Below are 21806 nucleotides of genomic sequence, written 5' to 3'. Positions count from 1 at the left end.
ACCGTCGGGGGCGGCTTTGCTCCTTGAAAAGACTGCAACGACACCTGGCGTTCAGATCGAACGGCTACGCAAGGTCCGAGTTTCGGCTGGCCCAAATCGCGCCGCGTTCGAACATCGTGCGCATTTGCGGCACGGCGAACTCATCGGCGGTGTGGCCGAGCGCGCTATAGAAGACGCGGCCCTTGCCGTAGCGGCGCTTCCAGACGACCGGCATGACGACGCCGGCGATGAAGTCGAGATGCTCGCCGGTAAACGTCGTTGTCGCCAGCACCGCGTTGGTCGGATCGACATGCATGTAATACTGCTCAGAACGGTAGGCGAAACTATCGATGCCTTGCACGATCGGATCGTCTGGCCTGGTGATATCGACGTGATAGTCGATGATGTTGCCGGGATGGGCGACCCACTGGCCGCCGGTCATGAACTGGTATTCCGGCTCGTTGCGGAAGCTGTCGCACATCGTGCCGTGAAAGCCCGCAAGGCCGGTGCCGGCCCCGACGGCGCTGGTCAGGTTTTGCAGCTCCGGCTTTTCGATCGTCGACATGGTGATCACCGGGACAATGAGATCGAGCTTGCCCAACTGCGGATCGGCAAGCGCCGAAGTCCCCTGTTCCAGCTGCACGTCGAAGCCGTTGCCGGCCAGCATCTCCTTGACGATTTCGGCGCTTCGGGCCGGGGTGTGACCTTCCCAGCCGCCCCAGAAAATCAATGCCGTCTTGCTCATCGCATTATTCCCTATTCCAGAATTCCGAAAGGCAGGTCGGCGCGCATCGGCGCCGGCCGGGCGCAGCCATATCTGAGGTCGATACGCTGCCCTATCTCTGCTGAAGAGATGATCGATTCCATGATTTCCAGGACATGAAGGGAAAGCTCGAGACTGGCGCGGTGTTGCCTGCCGGAGACGATCGCCTGCGCCATGTCGGCAAGGCCGAGGCCCCGGTAATTGCCGTCGCCATAGGAATGGATCTGATCGGCCACCTTCCAGTCGCCCTTGCGCTGGCTGGTCCTGATGTCGCCCTGGAACTGATTAGGATCGGAGACGATCATCGAGCCCGTGGTTCCGTAGAGTTCGATGTGATTGTGTTCATGCTTCCAGACGTCGAAGCTGGTGGTGATCGAAACCGCCGCCCCGTTCTCGAATGCGAGCAGGCCGGAAATATGGGTCGGCACCTCGACCTGGATGGTTTCGCCCTGGCGCGGTCCAGAACCGATGGTACGAGTGGCATAGGATGACTTCGCCTGCCCGGTCACCGACTTTACCGGGCCTAGGAGATTGACCAGGCAGGTCAGATAGTAAGGTCCCATGTCGAGCATCGGCCCACCGCCGGGCTGATAGTAGAAATCTGGATTGGGATGCCAGAGCTCGTGGCCGGGCACCTGCATGAAGGCAGAGCCGGCGACAATGCTTCCAACGGTGTCCTCATCGACCAGCCGCCGCGCCGTCTGGTGGGAGCCGCCAAGAAAGGTGTCGGGTGCGCAGCCGATACGCACGCCCTTTTCGCGTGCGGCCGCGACGAGCCGCTCCGCGTCGCTGAGCGTCGTTGCTAGCGGCTTCTCGGAGTAGACGTGCTTGCCTTGCCCGACAGCCTGCAAACCGACCGGCACGTGATGCTGCGGCGTGGTCAGGTTGAGCACGATCTCGACGCGGGGATCGGCTAACAGCGCCTCGATCGGCATGGCAGCCAGGCCGTAGGCCGCTGCCTTGGCCTCAGCTGCCGTCCGGTTGATGTCGGTGACGCCGACAATGTCGAGCACCGGGAATTGTGGCGACGCCTTCAGATAGGCGTCTGAAATGTTGCCGCAGCCAATGATGCCGACACCGATCCTCCGCATGGGCTTCTCCTCAAAAGGCGGCATTGATGAAACAGCAGAACTCCTTTGTCACCCCCTTTTCGGCCAGGCGATGTTGTCCCGTGAAAAGGATTTACCTCGAGAGCCTCAGAACCGCGGCCCGATCACAATCGCGCGCCTATGCGCGAGCCGCTTGCTTTCGAGGTCGAACGCCCGGTACTCAGCAACACTGCTTCATGTAGCTTGCTCGACATTCTTGATGCCGGCGTTGAGCACTGCACCGATTTTCACCGGTAGAAGGACGCACATGATCCGCCCACAAGGAACCATCGCACCGATCCTGACGCCGTTCGAAAACGACGGCCGCATTGCCCGCGACCTCTGGATATCACACGCCAAGTGGGTGCTGGATCAGGGAGCGCATTTCCTGTCGCCGTTCGGTACCACGGGCGAGGCGTTGTCCGTCTCGTTGCGCGAGCGCATGCAAGCGCTGGAGTGGCTGGTCGAGGCCGGCATTTCGCCAAGCCATCTGATGCCCGGCACCGGTGTCACAGCACTTGCCTAAACCGTCGAGCTGACGGCGCATGCGGTCGGTCTCGGCTGTGCCGGGGTGATGGTGCTGCCGTCGTTCTTCTATACGGCCGCCGGCGACAACGGACAGGCCCGCTACTACAGCGAGCTGATCGAACGGGTGGCGAACCCGGCGATGAGGATGATCCTCTACCACATCCCGCAGAATTCCGGCGTACCGGTGAGCCCGGCGCTGACCGCCCGGCTGAGCGAAGCGTTTCCCGATGTCGTGGTGGCCTACAAGGACAGTGCCGGTGACTGGAACAACACCGCGGCGGTCATTGCGGCAGCCCCAAAGGTCGCGGTGTTTCCGAGCTCGGAAGCACAGCTGACGAAAGGCCTCGCCAACGGTGCTGCGGGGTGCATCTCGGCGACGGTCAATCTGAATGCGGCAGCGATCCGGGCCCTCTATGACGCAACGCTGGCGGGAGAGGACATTACTGACGCGGAGGCCGGCATCAAGGCGTTCCGCAAAATCATCCAGGATGCCGGCCTCATCGCTGCGATGAAGGCGGTCCTGTCAGCACGATCGGGCGACAGGCGCTGGCTGAACCTGCGCGCGCCGCACGAGAATGCAACGCAGACCAGCGGCGAAGCTTTGCTCGCCGCTCTCGGCCCGCTAGCCGACCATATCGGCCGGAGCTGACTATCGGGCAGCGTTCAGGGCGGCAGCAGCGCGTATCAGCGCCTTGAACGCATTCTCATTTATAGCCTCGCCCTCACGGATATCGATGGCGCGCCTGGTGTTGCCTTCGAGGCTGGAGTTGAACAGGCCTGAAGGGTCCTGCAGCGAGGCGCCCTTTGCGAAGGTCACTTTCACGACGTTCTTGTAGGTCTCGCCAGTGCAGATTATTCCGGCGTGCGACCACACCGGAACGCCTCGCCACTTCCACTCCTCGACCACTTCCGGGTCGGCCTGCTTGACGAGAGCGCGGACATGCGAAAGCGTCTGGCCTCGCCAATCGCCCAGCTCGCTGATCCTCGCATCTATCAGCTGAGAGGGAGAGTTGCCTGCATTTCCTTCCATCGAGCCACTCTTCATCGTCATTGTCGCTTTCCCTAGGGTTGTTGCCGCTCGCCCGTCACATGAATACCGCTAGTCGGCACCTGGTTTGCGGGAATGACTGGCATTCCCACTCACATTCGCTCGCCCGGCAATTGGCTGGCTTGCTTCACCCAGGCGGCCAGTTGAGTTTCGTCCAGCTGGTCGTCCTGGCGGATATCGAGGTAGCGCACGTCCTTGTGCTTGGACTCGCCTGGAGGGACAGGATGCAGCGACGCGCCGCGGAAGAAAGCCAGCTTGATGTACTTTGTGAAGCAATGGAAGTTGAGGAACCAGCCTTGACCCTCTACGCCATAGAAGGGCGAGTTCCATTTGACGGCCTTGCGCACGTTGGGCACGCTGCGCACGATGAGCGCGTCGAGGCGGCGCCCGACGTCGCGTTTCCAGCCCGGCATGGCCGCGATGTAGGCTTGCACAGGGGCGTCGCCATCGGCCTTCGCTATCTGCGGGTTGCCGCCTGCGAGGAGGACCGGCTTGGCAGCGGCAGGGTTGGCGGCGGGCTTCTTCGCGACCGCCAATGACCTGATGGACGTCTTGTTGGCCATGCGTTCACTCCAATGCGCCGGTGCCCCCTGCGTTGCGCCACTTGGGAGCGTAAGGCAGCACGATCATGTACAGACCGGTAAGCAGGAGCAAGCCGAGCGGAAACAGCGGCAAAAGGTATACCCAGTAGGCGGGTTCCTTGCCTGCTCCCAGGCTGATGAAGATAGCGGCGACGACCGCCGCAAAGATAATCGACAGCCAGCGGTGGATCTGCCGAACCCATTTGTTCCAATCCATTGAGACCTCCTCTGAAGACGAACCGAAGCGGATCGGCGGCCCGTTTGGCGACTCCCGCCGGGCAGCCACGCCACTGAACGCGTGCCTTACCAGCGCGCCAGCTGGGTGATTTGAACGACATTGCCGCAGCCGTCGTTCAGCTGGGCGATGGTCGAGCCGGTTACTTCGGTCGGCGGCATGGTGAATTCGGCGCCGCGCGCTTTGATACGCTCGTAGTCGCTCTTGATGTTGTCGCTGAAGAACATGACCGCGGGCTGGCCCTGCTGGAACATGGCTTTCTGGTAGGTCTTTGCGGCCGGGTTGTCATTGAGCGCGAGTTGCAGCTCGGCACCGTCCGGCTCGTCGGGTGATGCGACGGTCAGCCAGCGAAACGGCCCATTGCTGAAATCGGCCTTCTTCGTAAAGCCGAGCGTTTCGGTGTAAAAGCCCAGAGCCTTTTCCTGGTCATCCACGTATACTTTGGTCAACTTGATCTTCATTGGCTTGCCTCCATTATCGCCCCGCCATCTGCCGCTCTGTAACAGAGCCCGTGCTTGAATAGCGCCCGCGGACCTCAGTCCGTCCGCGCCAGAACCTGCTCCAGATCGTCAAAGAACCTCGGCCAGCCGACTTTGGCACCCCGGAAGTAAGGCTGCTGATCCGGCCGGAAGCCCGACTGCTCCATGCGCAAGCGGACCCCGGTACTCGTGGGGGTGAGGGTCCAGGAGACGACACTCTTGAGATCCTTGGTATCCCACGTGTAAGTCAGCGTTCTGTTCGGCTCGACCGTCTGGACCTGACATTCGACGGAGCCCCAGGCTGCGTGAAGATTAAAACGGTGGTCCGCGACAGGCTTGAAGTCGTTTTTCATGAGCCACTCCTCGATCAAGTGTGGTTGCGTGAGCGCGCGCCAGATCTTCTCGGGCGGATAAGCGATCTCCCGTTCGACAACGACGGAGAGTGTTTCGGTCGACGTTCGGTTCACTGGTCCATCCTTTTGAGCAGGTCTTCGAGGTCGTCGAACCGGCTCTGCCAGAACCCGGTCATCTGGCTTGTCCAGTCGATCAGGGGGGCAAGCGCAGCAAGCTGCGCGCTATAGTGGGTCTGTCGTCCTGCATGGCGGTCGCGCACCAGCCCCGCCTGCCTCAAAACCCCGAGATGCTTCGACACGGCCGGTTGCGAGATCCCGGCCTGAGCCGTCAGAGCCCCGACCGTCTGCTCTCCTTCGCGACACAGTCGCTCAAAAATAGCGCGCCGAGTCGGATCGGCAAGCGTTCTGAAGAGTACATCGTGAGCGTTTGGCATTGAGATCGATAACCCTTCGGCTATTGATCGATGTATAACCATTGGGATATGTATTAGTCAAGCGGAAAGCGGCATAATTCTCGTTGAGGAGCGATCACCTGCTTCGCTCACGCAGCCAGTTGCTCATTCGCCGTACTCTGCGCTGGAATCGTCAAGCGTGATGCGCTATATGACCATCTACATGGTCAGGAGCGTGACATGGACGTGGTCAATCTGGCGGACGCCAAGGCACATCTGAGCGAGCTCGTCGACCGGGTCGAGGCTGGAGACTCGATCGACATCACCCGGCGTGGCAAGCCGGTCGCCCGACTCACGGCCGTGGCCCGCCCCCGCAGGCGGATCGACGCCGTCCTGCTCCAATCCCTGACCGCAACCATGCCTCTGCAGGCTCAGGCCGCCGCCGATCTGGTGCGATCGATGCGAGATGGCGATCGCTATTGATGCTTTATCTCGACACTTCGCTGATCGTAGCAGCGCTATCCAACGAAGCCATGACCGCGCGCGTTCAGGGCTGGCTGGCGGAGCAGGACCCAGCGCAACTTGTGATCAGCGACTGGACCATCACCGAGATGTCCTCCGCCATGGCGATCAAGCTTCGGACCGGACAGATGGACCTGGAGCAGCGCGCAGCAGCGCTCGCGATGTTCAACAAGCTGGTCGCCGAGAGCTTCACCGTGCTGCCGGTGACGGGCGGGCATTTTCGGGTCGCCGCGAAATTCGCCGATCAGCATACGCTCGGGCTTCGTGCTGGCGACGCCCTGCACCTCGCGACGGCATCCGAGCATGGCGCCACGGTGCGAACCCTCGACCAGCGGCTCGCCGAGGCAGGACCGATACTCGGCGTGCCGACGCAGTTGCTGGCATAATCAAGGCTCCTTCTTCAAATGCATATGTCCCGAGTTGCCTTGATCTCGACCACTTCTGGATATACATTTCTCTAGCGTATATCTAAGAGAGGAAGTGGCATGCAGGTCGCCAAATGGGGAAACAGTCTTGCGGTCCGCCTTCCCGCCGCTGTGGTCGAAGCGCTTGAACTCAGGGAAGGCGATGAGATCGAAATCCATGTCGCTGACGCCCGCCAGCTTGGCGTCGCGCGGAAGCCCGGGCGCGAGGAGTTGCTGAAGCGTCTCCGCGCCTTCCGTGGTCGGCTCCCCGCTGACTTCAAATTCGATCGGGACAAGGCGAATGCCCGTTAGTTTTTTTGATACCAATGTCCTACTTTATATCGCGTCAAGCGATACGGCGAAGGCTGATCGGGCCGAGGCGGCCATCGCTGCTGGCGGGGCGATCAGCGTGCAGGTTCTCAATGAACTCGCCAACGTCGCGCGTCGGAAGATGCAAATGTCATGGACCGACACGCATGCGCTGCTGACCACGCTGCGCGGCCTGTTGACGGTTCATCCGCTCACGCTCGAGACCCACGAAACAGGATTGAGGCTCGCCGAGCGGTACAGCCTTTCTACCTATGACGCGATGATCGCGTCCGCGGCGATTCACGCTGGCTGCGATACACTTTTGTCAGAGGATATGCAGCACGGAATGGCGCTCGGCCATGGCTTGCGCATCGTTAATCCCTTTCGCGTTGCGGGTTGATCTCGCTCATTGAAGGCGGCTTTCGGCCTTGCCGAGCGGCGTTTCAGGCACCGAGGGCGATGCTTCAACCACAAGCGTCGGCGCGGGCGAGGAGAAAGGCCGCTTCCCGCGCGTTGCGGGTGAGCTTGGCCGCCGCCTCGAATTCGGCGCGGGCCTCGGCCAGCCGGCCGGCCCGAAACAGAAAGTCGCCCCTCGCTGCCGGCAATGGCGCATAGTTGCGCAGGGCGGCGGCGCCGGCAATCTCGTCTACCAGCCGCAGGCCCGCCTCAGGCCCGAAGGCCATGCTGTGGGCGACCGCTCGATTGAGATCGACCACCGGCGAGGGCATCACTGCTCGCAGCCGGTCGTAGAGCGCTGCGATGCGGGGCCAATCGGTATCGGCCGGACTGCGCGCCCGCGCATGGCAGGCTGCAAGCGCGGCTTGTAACGCATAGGGGCCATCGCCCCCGAGAGCTTCGGCGCGGGCCAGCGCGTCAAGGCCTCGGCGGATCAGCAGTTGGTCCCAGCGTGCACGGTTTTGCTCGGTCAGGGTCAAGAGGGCGCCGTCCGGCCCGATGCGTGCGGGCAGGCGCGATGCCTGGATTTCCATCAGAGCCAGCAGGCCGAACACTTCGGCATCCTCGGGCATCAGCCCCGCCAGCATACGGCCCAGCCGTTGTGCCTCCAGGCACAGGCCCGGCCGGACAAGGTCGTCGCCGGCCGTGGCAGCATAGCCTTCATTGAAGATGAGATAGATGACCTCCAGCACCGAGGACAGACGCGCCGCACGCTCGGCACCGCGCGGCACCTCAAAGCTGAGCCCGGCCTTTCCGATCGTCTTCTTTGCGCGGACGATGCGCTGGGCGATCGTCACCTCGCTCGACAGGAAAGCACGGGCGATCTCGTCCGTCGTCAGACCGCCGATGACACGCAGCGTGAGCGCCGCGCGGGCGTCGGCCGAAAGTACGGGGTGGCAGGCTGTGAAGATGAGGCCCAGCAGCTCGTCGCCAAGATCGTCGTTGATGGCCATTTCGATCACCTCGGCCGCGCCGTTGCACTCGCCGTCAAGCTCCCGCGCGATCTCCTCATGCTTGCGCCCGCGCATCTTGTCGCGACGGATCGCGTCGATGGCGCGGCGTTTGGCGACCGTCATCAGCCAAGCGCCGGGATTGGCCGGCACGCCGGCCTTGGACCATTCGGACAGGGCTATGACCAGGGCGTCTTGCACCAGTTCCTCTGCAAGGTCGACATTGCGCACGAGGCGGACCAGACCCGCGATGAGTCGGGCCCGTTCAATGCGAAAAATCGCTTCGATCGCCTGGTGCGTCTCGCCTGCAGTCATGCTGCCTTGTCGGCCAAAGCCATAACGGAGGCAAGCAGATTGCGGCCGACAGTCTCGGTTGCCGCTGAGCTTCTCGCGCGTTCGGTCATGGATTTCCGTGACCTCCGGCATCAGATTTTCATTGCCAATCAGCCATCTCGTACAGCGGCCGGATTTCGATCTCGCTCGGTCCCGGCATGGGATTGGGGCAGCGCTTCACCCAGGCGACCGCCTCGTCCATATCCTTGACTTCCCAAAGCCAAAAGCCGGCGACCAGCTCGCGGGCCTCGGCGAAAGGCCCGTCGATGACGGTGCGGCGGGAACCATCAAACGCAACGCGCTTGCCCTGCGAGGAGGGCTTGAGGCCGTCGGCGTCGAGCAAGATGCCGGCATTGCGCAGCTCATCGTTAAATCTGCCCATCGCCTCCATCGCCTCCTTAGCCTCGGGCGTGGGGAGAAAGCCCTTTTCGCTGTCCTCGGTAGCCTTCACGAGCACCATCACACGCATCGTCTGTCTCCTTGTTTGAGCCGGCCTCATAGGCCGGCATCGGAACGACGAACGGAGTTTAGGAAATCGACATTGTCCTGCAAATTTTTTTCGACGGTTGAGGCGCGGGACGCCAATGGCCGCTTCCGGGTCAGGAATCGCGACGGTGCGATATTGAGATTGGGCGCTTGACGGGCGCCCGAGTCACAAGCTCGAACACGAGTTTCATGAACGCCTTGATCGGGCGAAGCTCCTGCTACTCTTCAGACGGCCGCGAATGAACCTGTGAACCGGCTTGTGATCGGCAATCCGTAGCGGCATCAGGCGTCATCCGGCTGAAACTCCGTCTTCCGAGACGATCCCCGCGCCCAGCCGCGTTCGTTGCGCTGCTCTTGGACCTGACACGCATGAGTGACCCGCCTAAACCATTTCGGGACGTTTTGAAGCCTCGCGGATCGCCTTGTGCACGCTGCGCTGCAAATCCATGAAAGCCGGGGTTTCCATGACCTCTTCCCGGCGCGGGCGCTCGATGTCGACATTGAAGGTCTGCATGATGCGTCCCGGGCCGATCCCCATCACAACGATGCGGTCCGACAAGTAGACCGCCTCTTCCACATCATGGGTGACGAAAAGCACGGTCAGCCTGTGCTCCTCCCAGATCTGCGTCAGGAGTTCCTGCATATGATGCCTGGTCAAGGCATCGAGCGCGCCAAAGGGCTCGTCCATCAGAAGCATTTTGGGTCGATAGGAAAGAGCACGCGCTATAGCCACACGTTGCTTCATGCCGCCCGAAAGCTCAGACGGATAGCGATTGGCGCTGTGCGGGAGCTTGACCAGATCGAGATGCTCGCGTGCTATCCTGCGGCAGGTCGCGCGATCATGACCCGCGGCCTTGAGCGCGAACTCGATATTCTGCTGCGCCGTCAGCCAGGGAAGCAGGGTGTAGGACTGGAAGACGACGCCGCGGTCGAGACCCGGCTGCAGGATCGGCGAGCCATCGATGGCAAGATCTCCTGCGTCGAAATCCTGCAGTCCGGCAACGATCGACAGCAGCGTGCTCTTGCCGCAACCCGACGTGCCTACCAGCGAGACGAACTCGTTGTCGGCAAGATCGAGATTGATATCGCGCAACACTTCCGTGCGCCGCGCGCCCGTGCCGAAGCTCTTGTGGAGACCTTTGATCCCCAATTTGGGCAAACTCATCGGCCCGGCCTCATTGCACGTGGCCCTCCTGCCGGAACAACACTTTTCCCAGTGCCTTCATGACCTGGTCGGTGATGAGACCAAGCACGCCCAGCAGCAGGATGTAGCCGATGATGGTGTTTGTCTGGAAATAGCGCTGGGACACGGTGATGCGGTAGCCGAGGCCTGATGTCGCCGCGACAAGTTCCGCCAACACCAGCCAGGTCCATGCCCAGCCGAGACTGATGCGCAGCGTATCCCAGATGCCTGGCAAGGCGCTGGGAACCACGATGCGCGTCAGGATCTTGCGATCCGGCAGGCCGAGCGTCCTGCCAAGGCCAATGAAATCAGCGGGAACCCGCTTCACATTGTCCATGATCATCAGCACCTGCTGGAAGAAGGTGCCGATGAAGATGATCAGGAACTTCTGCGCATCGCCCGTCCCGGACCACAGGATGGAGAGGGGCACGAACGCGACCACCGGCATGTAGCGGATGAAATCCACAAGCGGCTCGATCGCCGCTTCCCAGGTCCTGAAGCTGCCGATCAGCACGCCAATCGGAATTGCCAGGGCCGAGGCGATGAGGAAGCCAATGGAAATACGGTATATCGAGGTCCTGAGATCCAGCCACAGCGTGCCGTCACCCGCGAGCTTGCCGAGTTGGGTCACCACGCTTCCCGGCGAGGGCAGGAAAATCGGCTTTACCAGCCCAAGCCCCGTTGCCGCCCACCAGGCGAGGCCGAGGCCGGCAAAGACGGCCACCGCTATCATCAGGAAGCGCGAGCGTGCGATAGGCGCGCCGATCCCGGAGGATCGGCGACGGCGCATCGGCTGTTTGGTCACCGGCCCCGGTGCTGCGTGAGACGGGCTTGGCTTGGTCGCACGCTGCTCGGACATTTGCGTCACCACCGCGAGCCGGCCCTCGTCATTTCGCGGCCTTGACGAATGACGGGTCGATCATCTGCTCCGGCGTCACGTCCGCCTGAAGCAGCCCGGCGTTCTTGGCGGCCGCCTCGACATCGGCGAATGTCTTGGTGGAAAATTCGCCCGTCAGCGCATCCTTGTTTTCGGCGAGAGTATAGTAACGCACGCCATCAAAGGCGGTGTTGAGGTCTTCGACGCTCGAACCGACCGCCTTGGAGATGATCGCCCGGCCGTCGGGCGTGTCGGCGTTGTAGGCCTTCAGGGCCGCATCCCAGGTCTTGATCATGGCAAGCACCTGGCCGGGACGCGACTTGATCACCTCATCGCGCACCACGAACACGTCGCTGATCAGGCCGGGATCTTCGCCCGCGGTGAAGAGCAGCTTGACATCCTTGTTCTGCGCCCTGGCCGCGGTGAGATAGGGCTCATAGGTAACCGCGACCGGCACCTGGCCAGCGATCAACGCACTGCCGGCATCCGCCGCCGGCATCGGAACCGGCTGGACATCGGCGATGGACATGCCGTTCTTGGCCAGCGCGTATTTGAGCAGGATGTCGCTCGTCGTGCCTTCCTCGAAAGCGACCTGCTTTCCCTTGAGGTCAGCGACGGAGGCGATGTCCTTGCCGGCGATCATGGCATCAGCCGTCATGCTGACGTCGAGCAGAAGCACGATCTTCACCGGCAGGCCGGCCGCAACCATGCCCATGGCCGTGTGGGTCGCGATATTGGCGGCATCGAGCTGGCCGCTGGCCAAGGCGGCGTTGATGTCCTTGTCCTCGGCGAAGTTCACGATCTGAACGTCGGACAGCCCGCTTGCCTTGAACAGTCCCTTGGCTTCGGCGACATGCCACTGGCCATAGCCAAGCCATGGCTCGATGCCGATCTTGAATGTTCCTGCCTCAGGCGTCGCCGGAATGGTTGTATCGGCCGCGTAGGCCGCCGGGGCGAACCCGACGGCAGCGGCCATAACGAGTGCCCGAAATTGTCCTGCTAGGTTACGCATCGTCTTGTTCCCCTTGATGATCAGGCCGCTTTTTTTGAACCAAACATCCGGCCTGGTGAGAATGCGGGCTTCTGCTCTTGCGGCACCGTGCCTCGGCATCTTAGCGTCAGTTCAACCGAAGTGCGACGACACTTCAACGTCAGCAACAGCGGATGTCAAGGCTAAATACATACATGCATATACAAGTCAGACCTCTCTGAATCGCTTCACTGCGATCAGGTTTTTTTGGACGGAGAATACCGACTGCCAAGCGAGTAGCGGCTTCCAACGTAAGTCAGCTTGCTGATCGTGGCAACGACGGCGCCCGTCCATGTCCGGCGATGCAGAAGCAGGCAGCAGCTGCCCGCATCGATGCCCAGATGCCGCGCCGTTTCGGCATCGGCAGGGGTCGCCGAAATGATATGCTCGACCTCCGTCACCGGGGTTTTCTGCATGAGATAGTCGTAGGTCGCTGTCCTGGAAAAATCCTGCTTGTCATAGTCGGGTATCAGGCCCGGGTTGACGAAGCGCTCTTCCAGTTGCACAGGCAGGTCGTTCTCGAAGTTGACGACAATGGAATGATAGATCGACGCGCGCTTTGCGAACTCGAACGAAAGCGCGAGTTCCTTTGTCGGCATGATCTCTTCGAGGACGATAACCGCGGAGCGATGCCTGTTTCCCCGCGCGACAATTTCCGCCGCGATGTTGTTGATCTCGATCAGTGCGGATTGCGGTCGAGGTGGCGCGATGAATGTGCCGACGCCCTGGAGCCGGATCAGAAAACCCGCAGAGGTCAACTCCCGCAAGGCACGATGAACCGTCATCCGAGACACGCCGAGTGTCGCCACGAATTCATTTTCGGACGGCAGCTTCCGATCCTTGCTCCATCGCCCCGTTCCGATGTTCGTCAGGATGTAGTCCTTGACCTTCTCGTAAAGAGGGCTGGCGGTGTCGGGCAAAGAGATCATTTCAAAAATCCTTTCCGGCAATGTTCGGAAATCACACGCGCCCGGCAGACCGCATCCGGATGATTGTTTTCAAGCCATCGCCCTGCCCCGCCAACAGCCGCTCATAGGCTGCGGGAACATCATCCAGACCGATCTCGCGGTCGATCAGTTCGACCATGGGCTCGGTCAATTCGCCAAGCATCCGGATGGCGTCGGGAAGCTCATCTGCAAAGGCGTGGCATCCCAGCAATGTGATTTCGCGTTCAACCAGGATGTTGGGATCGATATCGAGGCGCCCATGGAATATGCCGACCATCGCAACGATGCCGCCGGCATCGAGAACGCCGAGCAGCTGGCTGAGTGCTGCGATGCTGCCGGTCGCTTCGACGGCAGCGAGCAAGGGGGCATCCGCGGTCGCCGCGGCAATGGCGTCCCGGTTCAAGTCGACGATGCTGGCGTCTGTCACCCGCGCCACCCGGGCGCATCGGCCAGGGTTGCGATCGGCGACGAGCACGGTACCTGCGAAGGTTCGAGAGAGCAGCAGCGCGGCAAGACCGCCAATGGTGCCGCAGCCGACGACAAGAACGGAGCCGACCGTTTTCGGCAGACGCCGCACTGCATGCAACGCTACAGCCAGCGGCTCGGCCATCGCCGCGACCCGTTCGTCAAGCGCGGTATCGACGACGTGCAGCAGGCGTGCGGGCAGGACCGCTTGTTCGGCAAATCCGCCGTCGCATATTTCGCCAACAAAGCCCAGCGACGTGCAAAGATGCCGCCTGCCTGCATGGCATTGCGCGCACTCTCCGCACCAGAAGCGGGAATCGGCGACCACTCGGTCGCCAACAGCGACGGTGTCCACGCCCTCGCCGATGGCGATCACCGTGCCTGTCAGTTCATGGCCTGCCGTCGAAGGCGACCGGCTTATCCACTGGCCCGTGCGGAAGTTGTGGAGATCGGAACCGCAGATGCCTGCGGCATCGACCCTCAGCTTCACCCAGCCCACCTCGGGAGCGCCTGGCGCGGCGATATTCTCGACGCGCAAGTCGCCGGGTCCATGGAGTCGTGCCGCCCTCATCATCATCGTTTCCGCTCAGCCGGCGAGATAGCGATCGCGGATCTCCGAAACCGCGTTCTCGTGCGAGCTGAACCCTTCGTAACGGGCGAGCCTGCGGGCATGCAGTGCGAGTTCCGGATAGGCGGCCGAGGTCACATAGCCGACTGATGATCTCTTGACGAAATCCGTCACAGAAAGCGGTCCGAAGGTTCGCGCCCACCGGCTGGTCGGCAGCACCGCATTGGGCCCGAGGACGAAGTTGGCGAGGGTCACCGGGGTATGCGGCCCCATGAGGATCTCGGCGGCTTCTGTGATACGTCCGAGATGCGCAAATGGCTCCGTTGACAGAATCTCGAGATGCTCCGGCGCATAGTCGTTGATGAAGCGGTAGCTGTCCTCCAGCGATTCGGTCAGCACAATACCGCCGCGTTTTCCGGTGAGCACGGCGCGCGAGAACTCCACGCGCTGTTCGGTCATCCGGGACCAGTGTTCCGGTATCGCAATCAACGCGGCTTCGGCGACCTTGCGGCTGTGCGTCACCAGATAGGCGGACGAATCCGGCCCGTGCTCGGCCTCGATCAACAGGTCAAGAGCGGCCAGGCCGCCGTCGATGCTGTCATCGGCAAAGATGATCGCTTCGGACGGACCGGCGGGGAGACCCGTGTTGACGATCGGGGACAACACGCTCTTTGCCGCCACTACCCACGGGCTCCCCGGTCCGACGATCTTGACGGCGGGCTTCACAGTCTCGGTTCCATAGGCGACAGCGGCAACCGCATGGGCGCCGCCGCACTTGTACACGGTCTCCACGCCGGCGAGGCGGGCGGCAACCAGCGTCGCGGCATCGACGGAACCATCCGAAGTCGCAGGCGTCACGATCGCGATCTGCGGAACCCCGGCAATCACCGCCGGAACCGAGGTCATCATCGTCACCGAGGGGAAGGCGCCTTTGCCGCGCGGAACATAAAGCGCAACCGAAGCGATCGGTGTGTATCGGTCACCCGCATAGGCGCCAGGCCGAACTTCCTTGAGCCACATCGTCTCCGGGCGCTGCTCCTCGTGGAAATGCCTTATGTTCTCGATGCCAAACCGGATACTCTCCACGACATCCTTGTCGACCTTGTCGAATGCCGCATCGAACTCCGCTTCCGAAGCTTTCAGTCCACCGTCGGCAACATCGGCTTTGTCGAGCTCGCGCGCAAACCGGAGCAAGGCCGCGTCACCTTCATTCTTGACGGCCTGGATGATTGGACGGACCTTTTCGATGAAGGAAGACAGATCTCCTTCGGCGCGTTTAAGTAAATTGGCGCGCTGATCGACACTGAGGGATGACAGGCGGTGGAAGCTGACGTCAGACATGGCGGCTCCTTTTCTTAGTACGCAATCACGGTTAGCGCTTGTCGATCACTTCTGGGACACGTCTCCAGTCCCTGAAGCCTTCAAATCGATGCGAGAAAGCCTCCATCCACGGGAATGGACTGGCCCGTTATGTAGGCTGCCGCATCCGAAGCGAGGAACACCGCGATTCCGTGCAGGTCCGAGAGATCACCAAAACGGCGCTGCGGAATCTTGGCGAGCATCGATTGCTGCCATGCCTCGTTGCTGTAGAACACGTCTGTCATCGCTGTCCTGAAATAGCCAGGCGCGATGGCGTTGACCCGGATCCCGAGATCGGCCCACTCCGCCGCAAGCGCCCGCGTCATGCCGAGGAGGCCTGATTTCGACGAGCCGTAAGGCACCGCCGTGGGAATCCCGACCTCGGAGGTCAACGAGCAGAGATTGATAATGACGCCGGGCCGTCCGGCGTCTCTCATCTGCCGCGCGGCGGCTTGGGCGCAGAAGAAGGCGCCTTTGAGATTCGTATCGACAATCCTGTCCCACAAGGCCTCGTCGACATCGAGCGAGGGCCGGACCTCTTCCACACCCGCATTGTTGACGAGAATATCGAGACCTCCGAGCAGGCTGCCGGCCTCGGCTGTCGCCGCCCGGCATTGGTCGACATCGGTGACGTCCAGGGCGATGGCATGCGCGGCCCCGCCGGCAGTGCGGATGGCGGCCACCGTCTCCTCGAGCGAGGCCACGCTGCGCGCCGTGATCGCGACGTCGGCGCCGGCTGCGCTGAGCGCCTCGGCGATGCTGCGCCCGATGCCACGGCTTGCGCCGGTTACAAGCGCCTTCCTGCCTGACAGGTCGAAGAGAGATGCGTTGCGCATGTCATCCTCCTTGGTAATGTCGCGCTTGGACCGATCGCGTCGAGACTATCCGAATGCAGCTTATCTATACAAGCATGTACATCATGGCGGTAGTGCGCCATGCGGAACTTTGCTTGTCAGAGCGGCAGCGTATTGGCCGGCATCGGACCGGTCTGCGCGGTTCGCCGCAGCCCATCTGGAGTTCATCGGGAGGATAGATGAAGCGCGCAGTAGACCACGACGCGATGAGCGTGGTTGGTTATACCACCCCCTGGAGTGCCAAAGCAGGCCAGCAGATCAACCTCAGCCTGTCATGCGATCGGCCGATAAAGGCCACACGAATTTGCCGACTCGACAAGCCGGCTCCGGAATTTCTGGCCTGGCCCATCGAAGCGGTGGGTGAACCACGGCATCGGCATTTCGACCAAGGGTCGTTCCTGTTCGTGCGAGCCGGCGAACTGGCCAAAGTACAAGCCGTCCACGGCATTCGTTTTGAGCTGTTCCTCACGCGCAACGGAGGTGCGCGTACGATCCTGGAAGCAGGCGCCCTCGGGCTGCGCCTCCGCGACGGCGCATTTGCCCTGGAAATCGGCGGCGAAACCTTTGTCGAGAGGAAGGCGCCAACTGGTGTGTGGCTCACTGTCGAGTTGGATCTGCGGCAGGAGCAGCCGCGTCTGCGGATCAAATCGCATGATCTCCTCGCGCCTTACGAACTTCGTGAAGGTTTTGGCAGCCCTGCGCGGACCCTTCAAGCGCACGGCATCCATTTCGGCGCAAGTGCTACCCACCACGAACCTACCCTCAACGCGAAATTTGCCGCGATCCGGCTCGAGACACCGCAGGGGACCATTGCCTGGGATTTCCCGACGCTGTTACCAACGCAGCCGATCCTGTCGTCGGGCAGAGCAGATCCGCTGCTCCTCGATGTGATCAATCAGCCAGCCTTCTGCATGACTTCGGCACGCTGGGACGGATCGAGCTTCGAACCTCGCTTCGTGCCGTCGCACTACGACGCTATCCATTGCCACGACGACGACATCGGCCCGCTTGAGTGGCCGGCATCGCACTGCGTGACAATCCCTGAAAACGCACGCCCAGGCGTCTACGCGTTCCAGATCGAATGGGAGGATAGCTACGAACGCGTGGTGTTCTTCGTCACCTCATCACAGGTTTCGTCGCCGCTGTTGTATCTCGTGCCGACGGCCACCTATCTCGCTTATGCGGACGAATATCTCCCAGATCATCTTTATGAATGGAAAAGCGACGACCGGGGACATCGCTTCGCGGTCGCCAACAATCTGAAGTCTCTTTACGACTACCACTCCGACCTTAGCGGCGTTTCTATCTGCTCCTACAAAAAGCCGAAAGTGACGCTCAGGGACGATTACGATTATCCGCTCTGCGGCTGCCCACACAATTTGCCGGTCGATCTGCACTTCCTCCGATTCTGCCACGACAATGGAATCGTGTTTGACGTCATGACCGATCATGATTTGCACGAATGCGGTATAGACGGTCTGCGTGGACACCAAGCGGTCGTCACCGGCAGTCATCCCGAATATATGTCGATCGAGATGGAGCAGGCGCTGCGGCAGTTTGTGGCCGAAGGCGGCAGCATCGCCTATCTCGGCGGAAACGGCTTCGCCGCCACTGTGGCTTTCAAGGACGATCTGATGGAGCTGCGGCGCTCGCCGCTGGAGGCCGGCCGCACGTGGGACGGCCCGGTCGCCGAACAAGCGCTGTCGATCACCAACGAACCAGGCGGCTATCTCCGCTCCCGTGGCCGCGGCGAATTCTCGCTGATCGGTGGCGCGATCTCACTGATGGGATTCGAAGGCGCACGCCCCTTCACGCGCACTGACGAAAGCCATGAAGCAGGATGCGCATGGCTGTTCGAAGGCGTTGAAAATGCGACCTTCGGTTCGGACGGCATCGTGCTGGGCGGTGCCGCGGGCTACGAAGTGGATGCGACGGATCCAGCCCTCGGCACATCCGCGGACACCGTCGTGATCGCGCGTGCGACGGGATTTCCCGACAGCTTCTTCCAGGATCCGACGCGCTGGTGCGAGGGCGGGGATACGCAACGCATCGCCCGCCGCTGCGCCGAAATGACCCTGCGAAAGCTCGCAGCAGGCGGCTTGATCTTTTCGGCAAGCTCGGTTGCCTGGTGCGGCGCGCTGCCAGCCGCAGGCGCCATGAACGATGTCGGCAGGATCACGTTTAATCTGCTTAACCGCCTCGGCGCGACGAAAGGAGAACCCGGCCGAGAAAATCGATAAGCTGATTGGTCTCATTACGAGAAAGACCGCATCCTCAAGTCGCTGAGCCCGGCCTTCAACCGCGCAATGCGGCCGCGACGAGGCTTTGCATCGAAGTGGTCGGACGACCGATCAGCCGCCCGAGGGCGCCTCCGTCATCGAACAACGCTCCGCGTGAGGCTGCGGCGTCGGTATCGGCCAGAAGCGCAGCGAGGTCGGCCGGCAGCCCGGCCCCCGCCAACACATCCTGATAGGCGGCTTGGGAAAAATCGTTGTAGGCGATAGCCTTGCCCGACTGCCGCGAGACCTCCGCCGCAAGCTCGGCGAGCGTAAAGGCTTGGTCTGCGGCGAGCTCGTACGTCTTTCCCGCATGGTCGTCGGTCGTCAGCACCACGGCTGCGGCCTCGGCATAGTCCCGCCGCGCTGCGGACGAGAAACGCCCGTCTTTCGCGGCGCCGACGAAGGCGCCGTGCTCCAGAGCCGCCGGAAGCGCCAGCAGATGGTTCTCGGTGTACCAGCCATTGCGCAGGATGACGGCGGGAACGCCCGAGTCCGCGATGACCTCCTCCGTCTGCCGGTGCTCGATTGCGAGCGTTGCGGAAGACGTGTCGGCATGCAGCATGCTGGTGTAAGCGATCAGCGAAACTCCGGCGCGTTGGGTTGCCTCGATCACCGCCCGATGCTGCGGCAGGCGGCCGCTGACCTCGGTCGACGAAATCAGTAGCAGTTTCTGGACGCCGGCGAAGGCCGGGGCGAGCGTGTCGGGACGGTCGTAGTCCGCCTCCCTTACGATCACACCGAGCTCCGCCAGATCGCTGGCCTTTGCCGGATTGCGAACCGCCGCGACGATCCCGTCGGCGGGAATGGTCTTCAGCAGTGCCTCGATCACGAGACGGCCAAGCTGTCCTGTTGCTCCAGTTATTGCATACATCGTTCAGTCCATTTCGTGGTTGTGTGATTGGAGAGTCTTCGAATAGCGGCCATCGTTACCATTGGAAACCACGTATCTTGCGGTTACCGCCATTTTCCGGTAACCAACTGGAAACTCCTCGAGAAGGGTGTGCGATGGTTCTCAAGGCGCGAAAGAAGGTGAAGGCTCCCCCCGGCTGCCCCATGTCGAGATGCATGGCGCTGCTTGGCGGCTGCTGGACACCCGAGGTGCTCTGGTCCCTGAGCGAAGGCCCGCGTCGGTTCTCGGAACTCCGGCGCGATATCCCAGCCGTTTCGGCGAAGGTACTGACCAGCAGACTGCGGGATCTCGAGGAGCGCGGCGTCCTCGGTCGCAACGTGATGGCGACCTCGCCGCCGACGGTGGAATATGAGCTGACCTCGTTGGGGCAGGAGCTGCTGCCGGCTATCAGGTCTATCGTAGAGGTCGGATCGCGCCTGCTGCTCGGTGATTCTGTTCTTTAGAGAATCGCGAGCACATCAGAGAATCGCGAGTTTGTGGCGTCGACACTACTTTCGGCCTGCGCTTAACAGCGAGGATGACGCTTGATGTGCGTGTTGATCTGGTGGTGGAGCAGTTCCGCCCGCCCAGGTCAGCGTTCAAAATAGATGGCCAACCTTAGCCTCGGGTCATCATTTCGGACTGAAAGATACGGAGCGCCAAAGGGTGGTAATGCGCAGTGACTTGGGCCCACCAGGAGTCTAAGCTAGCATGCTTCTGCCAGCACGAAGAAAAAACCGCCGCATGCCCCGCTTTCTTGCCGTCTACACCATGAAGCCCGAAGACCTCGCCCGCTTTCGCAGCCTGCCTAAGCCCGAGCAGGATACGATTGATGCCGTCGGCTTACAGCTGTGGGCGGACTGGGAGGAGAGAAATGCCGCATTTTTCCCCGATCGCGGCGGCATGGTCGGTAAGACGAGGCGCGTTACCAGGGACGGCATCGCCGACGCCGTGAACCCTTTCTGCGGCTATATTGTCGTCGAGGCCGATACCATCGATGCCGCCGCCCGCCTGTTCGAGAACCACCCGCATTTCACCGTCTTCCCAGGAGACGGCGTGGACATCATGCCCTTCCTCACCGACCCTGCTCCGACTTGAACATCCGCTAATCGCTTGCGATTTCCAGAAGGGGCGGCCGGCAACGCAGCCCACTCGGCCTCCCCTTGCACGCCGCCAGCCCGTCTGTTAAATACTGAACCATATGGTTCAGTATTTAATGCCCCACCTCGATGCCTCATTCGCCGCGCTCTCGGACGCCACCCGGCGCGGCGTTTTGGAGCAACTCGGACGAGCAGACGCCTCGATCACGGACCTTGCCGAAAAGTTCCACATGACCCTCACGGGCATGAAGAAGCACGTCGGCGTCTTGGAGAAGGCGGGGCTCGTCACCACGGAGAAGGTTGGGCGCGTGCGGACCTGCAAGCTTGGCCTACGCGCACTGGAGGAAGAGGCGGCATGGATCGAGAGGCACCGCCAGCTCTGGGACGCACGCTTCAACGAGTTGGACAAGGTTGTCGAGGAATTGAAACGGAAGGAGAAAGTCGATGGACGAAACAAGAGCTAGTGAGCCCACCCCCATGCAGAACCGCACGATGGTGGAACGGAAGTCCGACCGGGAGCTGGTCGTTACGCGAACCTTTGACGCGCCGGCACGCACCGTGTTCGAGGCTTGGACCAAGCCCGAGCTGTTCATGCGGTGGTGGGCACCGAAGTCGATGGGCATGTTCCTGCGTTCCTGCGAGATGGATGTTCGTGTCGGGGGCAGGTACCGTTTGGTATTCGGTCACGATGCCTCAAACCCTGACGAGTTCTTCGGTAGGTATATCGAAGTGACACCGCACTCGCGCCTCGTCTGGACCAATGACGAAGGTGGTGACGGTGGACCCATCACCACGGTGACCTTCGAGGAAAAAGGTGGCAAGACGCTGCTGGTCATGCACGAGCTCTATCCCTCAAAGGAAGCTCTCGACGCTGCCGGCACCGGGGCGGCGGATGCGATGGGCGAGACGTTCGAGCAACTGGACGAGCTTCTCGTCACGCTAGGCGCGAGCGTGCGACGGTGATGAAGTCGTCGATCTCGGAACTGTCAGGAATTCTGTGCGCGAGGCCGGTTTCGTCATTGGCTGACGAACCTTTCGCCGAAGACGACGGCGAACTGGGTCTTGGCCTCGAACCATTCGCGCGGCGGTCGTTTCCATTCCTCGGCCGCGTGGTTCAGCACCAAATATAGCAGCTTCATGGCCGCATCGTCACTGGGGAAGTGTCCCCGGGTGCGGACGGCGCGGCGCAGCTTGGAGTTCAGCGCCTCTATGGCGTTCGTGGTGTAGATGATCCGCCGCACGCTTTCGGGATAGGCAAAGAATGGGACGACGTGCTGCCAATTGCGCCGCCAGCTTTGGGTGATCGCCGGATACCGCTGCCCCCAGTAGCTGGCTTCGAAGTCCTCAAG

The 21806-nt window shown here is 61.8% G+C and carries 28 protein-coding genes and 1 pseudogene; 10 read left to right on the top strand and 19 right to left on the bottom strand.

Going from position 1 to position 21806, the window contains the following annotated elements:
* Positions 1–64: 64 nt before the first annotated feature.
* The gene (locus NKH63_RS10765; RefSeq protein ID WP_352816952.1) at positions 65–724 is read right to left on the bottom strand and encodes a ThuA domain-containing protein; all 660 of its coding nucleotides are present in this window, start codon (positions 722–724) and stop codon (positions 65–67) included.
* A gap of 11 nt (positions 725–735) precedes the next feature.
* The gene (locus tag NKH63_RS10760; protein ID WP_352792012.1) at positions 736–1833 is read right to left on the bottom strand and encodes a Gfo/Idh/MocA family protein; all 1098 of its coding nucleotides are present in this window, start codon (positions 1831–1833) and stop codon (positions 736–738) included.
* On the opposite strand from NKH63_RS10760, the pseudogene NKH63_RS10755 reads away from it, so the two are divergent.
* Positions 1793–3007 (top strand): annotated as a pseudogene (locus NKH63_RS10755) (dihydrodipicolinate synthase family protein). The gene NKH63_RS10760 and the pseudogene NKH63_RS10755 sit on opposite strands and share 41 nt — an antisense overlap.
* Here NKH63_RS10755 and NKH63_RS10750 read toward each other — a convergent pair.
* From NKH63_RS10750 to NKH63_RS10725, 6 genes are all read right to left on the bottom strand, one after another.
* Positions 3008–3409 carry a DUF1801 domain-containing protein gene (locus tag NKH63_RS10750; protein ID WP_352482862.1) on the bottom strand — a complete coding sequence of 134 codons (402 nt, stop codon included), beginning with the start codon at positions 3407–3409 and terminating at the stop codon, positions 3008–3010. It abuts the pseudogene before it with no gap.
* A gap of 89 nt (positions 3410–3498) precedes the next feature.
* A complete protein-coding gene (locus NKH63_RS10745) occupies positions 3499–3969 on the bottom strand; it encodes a DUF1801 domain-containing protein (RefSeq protein WP_023716564.1) in 471 nt (156 codons plus the stop codon).
* A 4-nt stretch (positions 3970–3973) separates the two neighbouring features.
* The gene (locus NKH63_RS10740; protein ID WP_352917845.1) at positions 3974–4204 is read right to left on the bottom strand and encodes a hypothetical protein; all 231 of its coding nucleotides are present in this window, start codon (positions 4202–4204) and stop codon (positions 3974–3976) included.
* Positions 4205–4290: 86 nt separating this feature from the next.
* Positions 4291–4683: a VOC family protein gene (locus tag NKH63_RS10735; RefSeq protein ID WP_352482865.1), complete on the bottom strand. Its 393-nt coding sequence runs from the start codon at positions 4681–4683 to the stop codon at positions 4291–4293.
* Positions 4684–4757: 74 nt separating this feature from the next.
* Complete coding sequence (locus NKH63_RS10730; RefSeq protein ID WP_352590440.1) at positions 4758–5168, bottom strand: SRPBCC family protein; 411 nt, start codon at positions 5166–5168, stop codon at positions 4758–4760.
* Positions 5165–5488, bottom strand: a complete 324-nt coding sequence (locus NKH63_RS10725; protein ID WP_023716560.1) for an ArsR/SmtB family transcription factor — start codon at positions 5486–5488, stop codon at positions 5165–5167. Before NKH63_RS10725 ends, NKH63_RS10730 begins: the two co-directional genes overlap by 4 nt.
* 198 nt (positions 5489–5686) lie before the next feature.
* Here NKH63_RS10725 and NKH63_RS10720 point away from each other — a divergent pair, with 198 nt between their 5' ends.
* The 4 genes from NKH63_RS10720 to NKH63_RS10705 all read left to right on the top strand — a co-directional run bounded on the left by NKH63_RS10720 (position 5687) and on the right by NKH63_RS10705 (position 7081).
* Positions 5687–5929 (top strand): type II toxin-antitoxin system Phd/YefM family antitoxin, encoded by a 243-nt coding sequence (locus NKH63_RS10720; RefSeq protein ID WP_352493885.1) that lies wholly within the window; start codon positions 5687–5689, stop codon positions 5927–5929.
* A complete protein-coding gene (locus NKH63_RS10715) occupies positions 5929–6354 on the top strand; it encodes a type II toxin-antitoxin system VapC family toxin (RefSeq protein WP_352855283.1) in 426 nt (141 codons plus the stop codon). The genes NKH63_RS10720 and NKH63_RS10715 overlap by 1 nt, the downstream gene beginning before the upstream one ends.
* Positions 6355–6453: 99 nt before the next feature.
* Entirely contained in the window at positions 6454–6684 is a 231-nt protein-coding gene (locus tag NKH63_RS10710) for an AbrB/MazE/SpoVT family DNA-binding domain-containing protein (protein WP_023716557.1), read from the top strand.
* Positions 6674–7081, top strand: a complete 408-nt coding sequence (locus tag NKH63_RS10705; RefSeq protein ID WP_352917844.1) for a PIN domain-containing protein — start codon at positions 6674–6676, stop codon at positions 7079–7081. Before NKH63_RS10710 ends, NKH63_RS10705 begins: the two co-directional genes overlap by 11 nt.
* A 64-nt stretch (positions 7082–7145) precedes the next feature.
* Here the strand turns inward: NKH63_RS10705 and NKH63_RS10700 are convergent, their stop codons facing one another.
* The 9 genes from NKH63_RS10700 to NKH63_RS10660 form a co-directional block, all read right to left on the bottom strand.
* Positions 7146–8402 (bottom strand): RNA polymerase sigma factor, encoded by a 1257-nt coding sequence (locus NKH63_RS10700; RefSeq protein ID WP_352917843.1) that lies wholly within the window; start codon positions 8400–8402, stop codon positions 7146–7148.
* Positions 8403–8520: 118 nt separating this feature from the next.
* Positions 8521–8889 (bottom strand): YciI family protein, encoded by a 369-nt coding sequence (locus tag NKH63_RS10695; protein ID WP_352917842.1) that lies wholly within the window; start codon positions 8887–8889, stop codon positions 8521–8523.
* A 399-nt stretch (positions 8890–9288) separates the two neighbouring features.
* Entirely contained in the window at positions 9289–10071 is a 783-nt protein-coding gene (locus NKH63_RS10690) for an ABC transporter ATP-binding protein (protein WP_352482875.1), read from the bottom strand.
* A gap of 10 nt (positions 10072–10081) precedes the next feature.
* Positions 10082–10879, bottom strand: a complete 798-nt coding sequence (locus tag NKH63_RS10685) for an ABC transporter permease (protein WP_245278504.1) — start codon at positions 10877–10879, stop codon at positions 10082–10084.
* Between the two features lie 97 nt (positions 10880–10976).
* Positions 10977–11978 carry an ABC transporter substrate-binding protein gene (locus tag NKH63_RS10680; protein WP_023716550.1) on the bottom strand — a complete coding sequence of 334 codons (1002 nt, stop codon included), beginning with the start codon at positions 11976–11978 and terminating at the stop codon, positions 10977–10979.
* A 215-nt stretch (positions 11979–12193) separates the two neighbouring features.
* Entirely contained in the window at positions 12194–12925 is a 732-nt protein-coding gene (hutC, locus tag NKH63_RS10675; RefSeq protein ID WP_023716549.1) for a histidine utilization transcriptional repressor HutC, read from the bottom strand.
* Between the two features lie 31 nt (positions 12926–12956).
* Complete coding sequence (locus tag NKH63_RS10670; protein WP_023716548.1) at positions 12957–13979, bottom strand: zinc-dependent alcohol dehydrogenase; 1023 nt, start codon at positions 13977–13979, stop codon at positions 12957–12959.
* A gap of 15 nt (positions 13980–13994) precedes the next feature.
* Positions 13995–15317 carry a histidinol dehydrogenase gene (hisD, locus tag NKH63_RS10665; protein ID WP_352482878.1) on the bottom strand — a complete coding sequence of 441 codons (1323 nt, stop codon included), beginning with the start codon at positions 15315–15317 and terminating at the stop codon, positions 13995–13997.
* 80 nt (positions 15318–15397) lie between these two features.
* Entirely contained in the window at positions 15398–16171 is a 774-nt protein-coding gene (locus NKH63_RS10660) for an SDR family NAD(P)-dependent oxidoreductase (RefSeq protein ID WP_023716546.1), read from the bottom strand.
* Positions 16172–16368: 197 nt separating this feature from the next.
* Here NKH63_RS10660 and NKH63_RS10655 point away from each other — a divergent pair, with 197 nt between their 5' ends.
* Complete coding sequence (locus NKH63_RS10655) at positions 16369–18429, top strand: N,N-dimethylformamidase beta subunit family domain-containing protein (protein ID WP_352917841.1); 2061 nt, start codon at positions 16369–16371, stop codon at positions 18427–18429.
* Between the two features lie 55 nt (positions 18430–18484).
* Here NKH63_RS10655 and NKH63_RS10650 read toward each other — a convergent pair whose 3' ends face one another.
* The gene (locus tag NKH63_RS10650) at positions 18485–19339 is read right to left on the bottom strand and encodes an SDR family oxidoreductase (protein WP_352917840.1); all 855 of its coding nucleotides are present in this window, start codon (positions 19337–19339) and stop codon (positions 18485–18487) included.
* A gap of 194 nt (positions 19340–19533) precedes the next feature.
* Here NKH63_RS10650 and NKH63_RS10645 point away from each other — a divergent pair, with 194 nt between their 5' ends.
* From NKH63_RS10645 to NKH63_RS10630, 4 genes are all read left to right on the top strand, one after another.
* Positions 19534–19821 (top strand): winged helix-turn-helix transcriptional regulator, encoded by a 288-nt coding sequence (locus tag NKH63_RS10645; protein WP_245278483.1) that lies wholly within the window; start codon positions 19534–19536, stop codon positions 19819–19821.
* A 280-nt stretch (positions 19822–20101) separates the two neighbouring features.
* Positions 20102–20455, top strand: a complete 354-nt coding sequence (locus NKH63_RS10640) for a hypothetical protein (protein WP_023716542.1) — start codon at positions 20102–20104, stop codon at positions 20453–20455.
* A 103-nt stretch (positions 20456–20558) separates the two neighbouring features.
* Entirely contained in the window at positions 20559–20921 is a 363-nt protein-coding gene (locus tag NKH63_RS10635) for an ArsR/SmtB family transcription factor (protein ID WP_023716541.1), read from the top strand.
* Positions 20902–21420: an SRPBCC family protein gene (locus NKH63_RS10630; protein WP_023716540.1), complete on the top strand. Its 519-nt coding sequence runs from the start codon at positions 20902–20904 to the stop codon at positions 21418–21420. Before NKH63_RS10635 ends, NKH63_RS10630 begins: the two co-directional genes overlap by 20 nt.
* 53 nt (positions 21421–21473) lie before the next feature.
* On the opposite strand, the gene NKH63_RS10625 is transcribed toward NKH63_RS10630, so the two are convergent.
* The coding region (locus NKH63_RS10625; RefSeq protein WP_352917839.1) for a transposase at positions 21474–21806 on the bottom strand (333 nt) is incomplete at its 5' end.

This window comes from Mesorhizobium sp. M0960, from assembly GCF_040319055.1.
Lineage (GTDB): Bacteria > Pseudomonadota > Alphaproteobacteria > Rhizobiales > Rhizobiaceae > Mesorhizobium.
The sequence above is the reverse complement of the archived record's forward strand: the minus strand, read 5'-3'. Positions and strand labels throughout refer to the sequence as shown.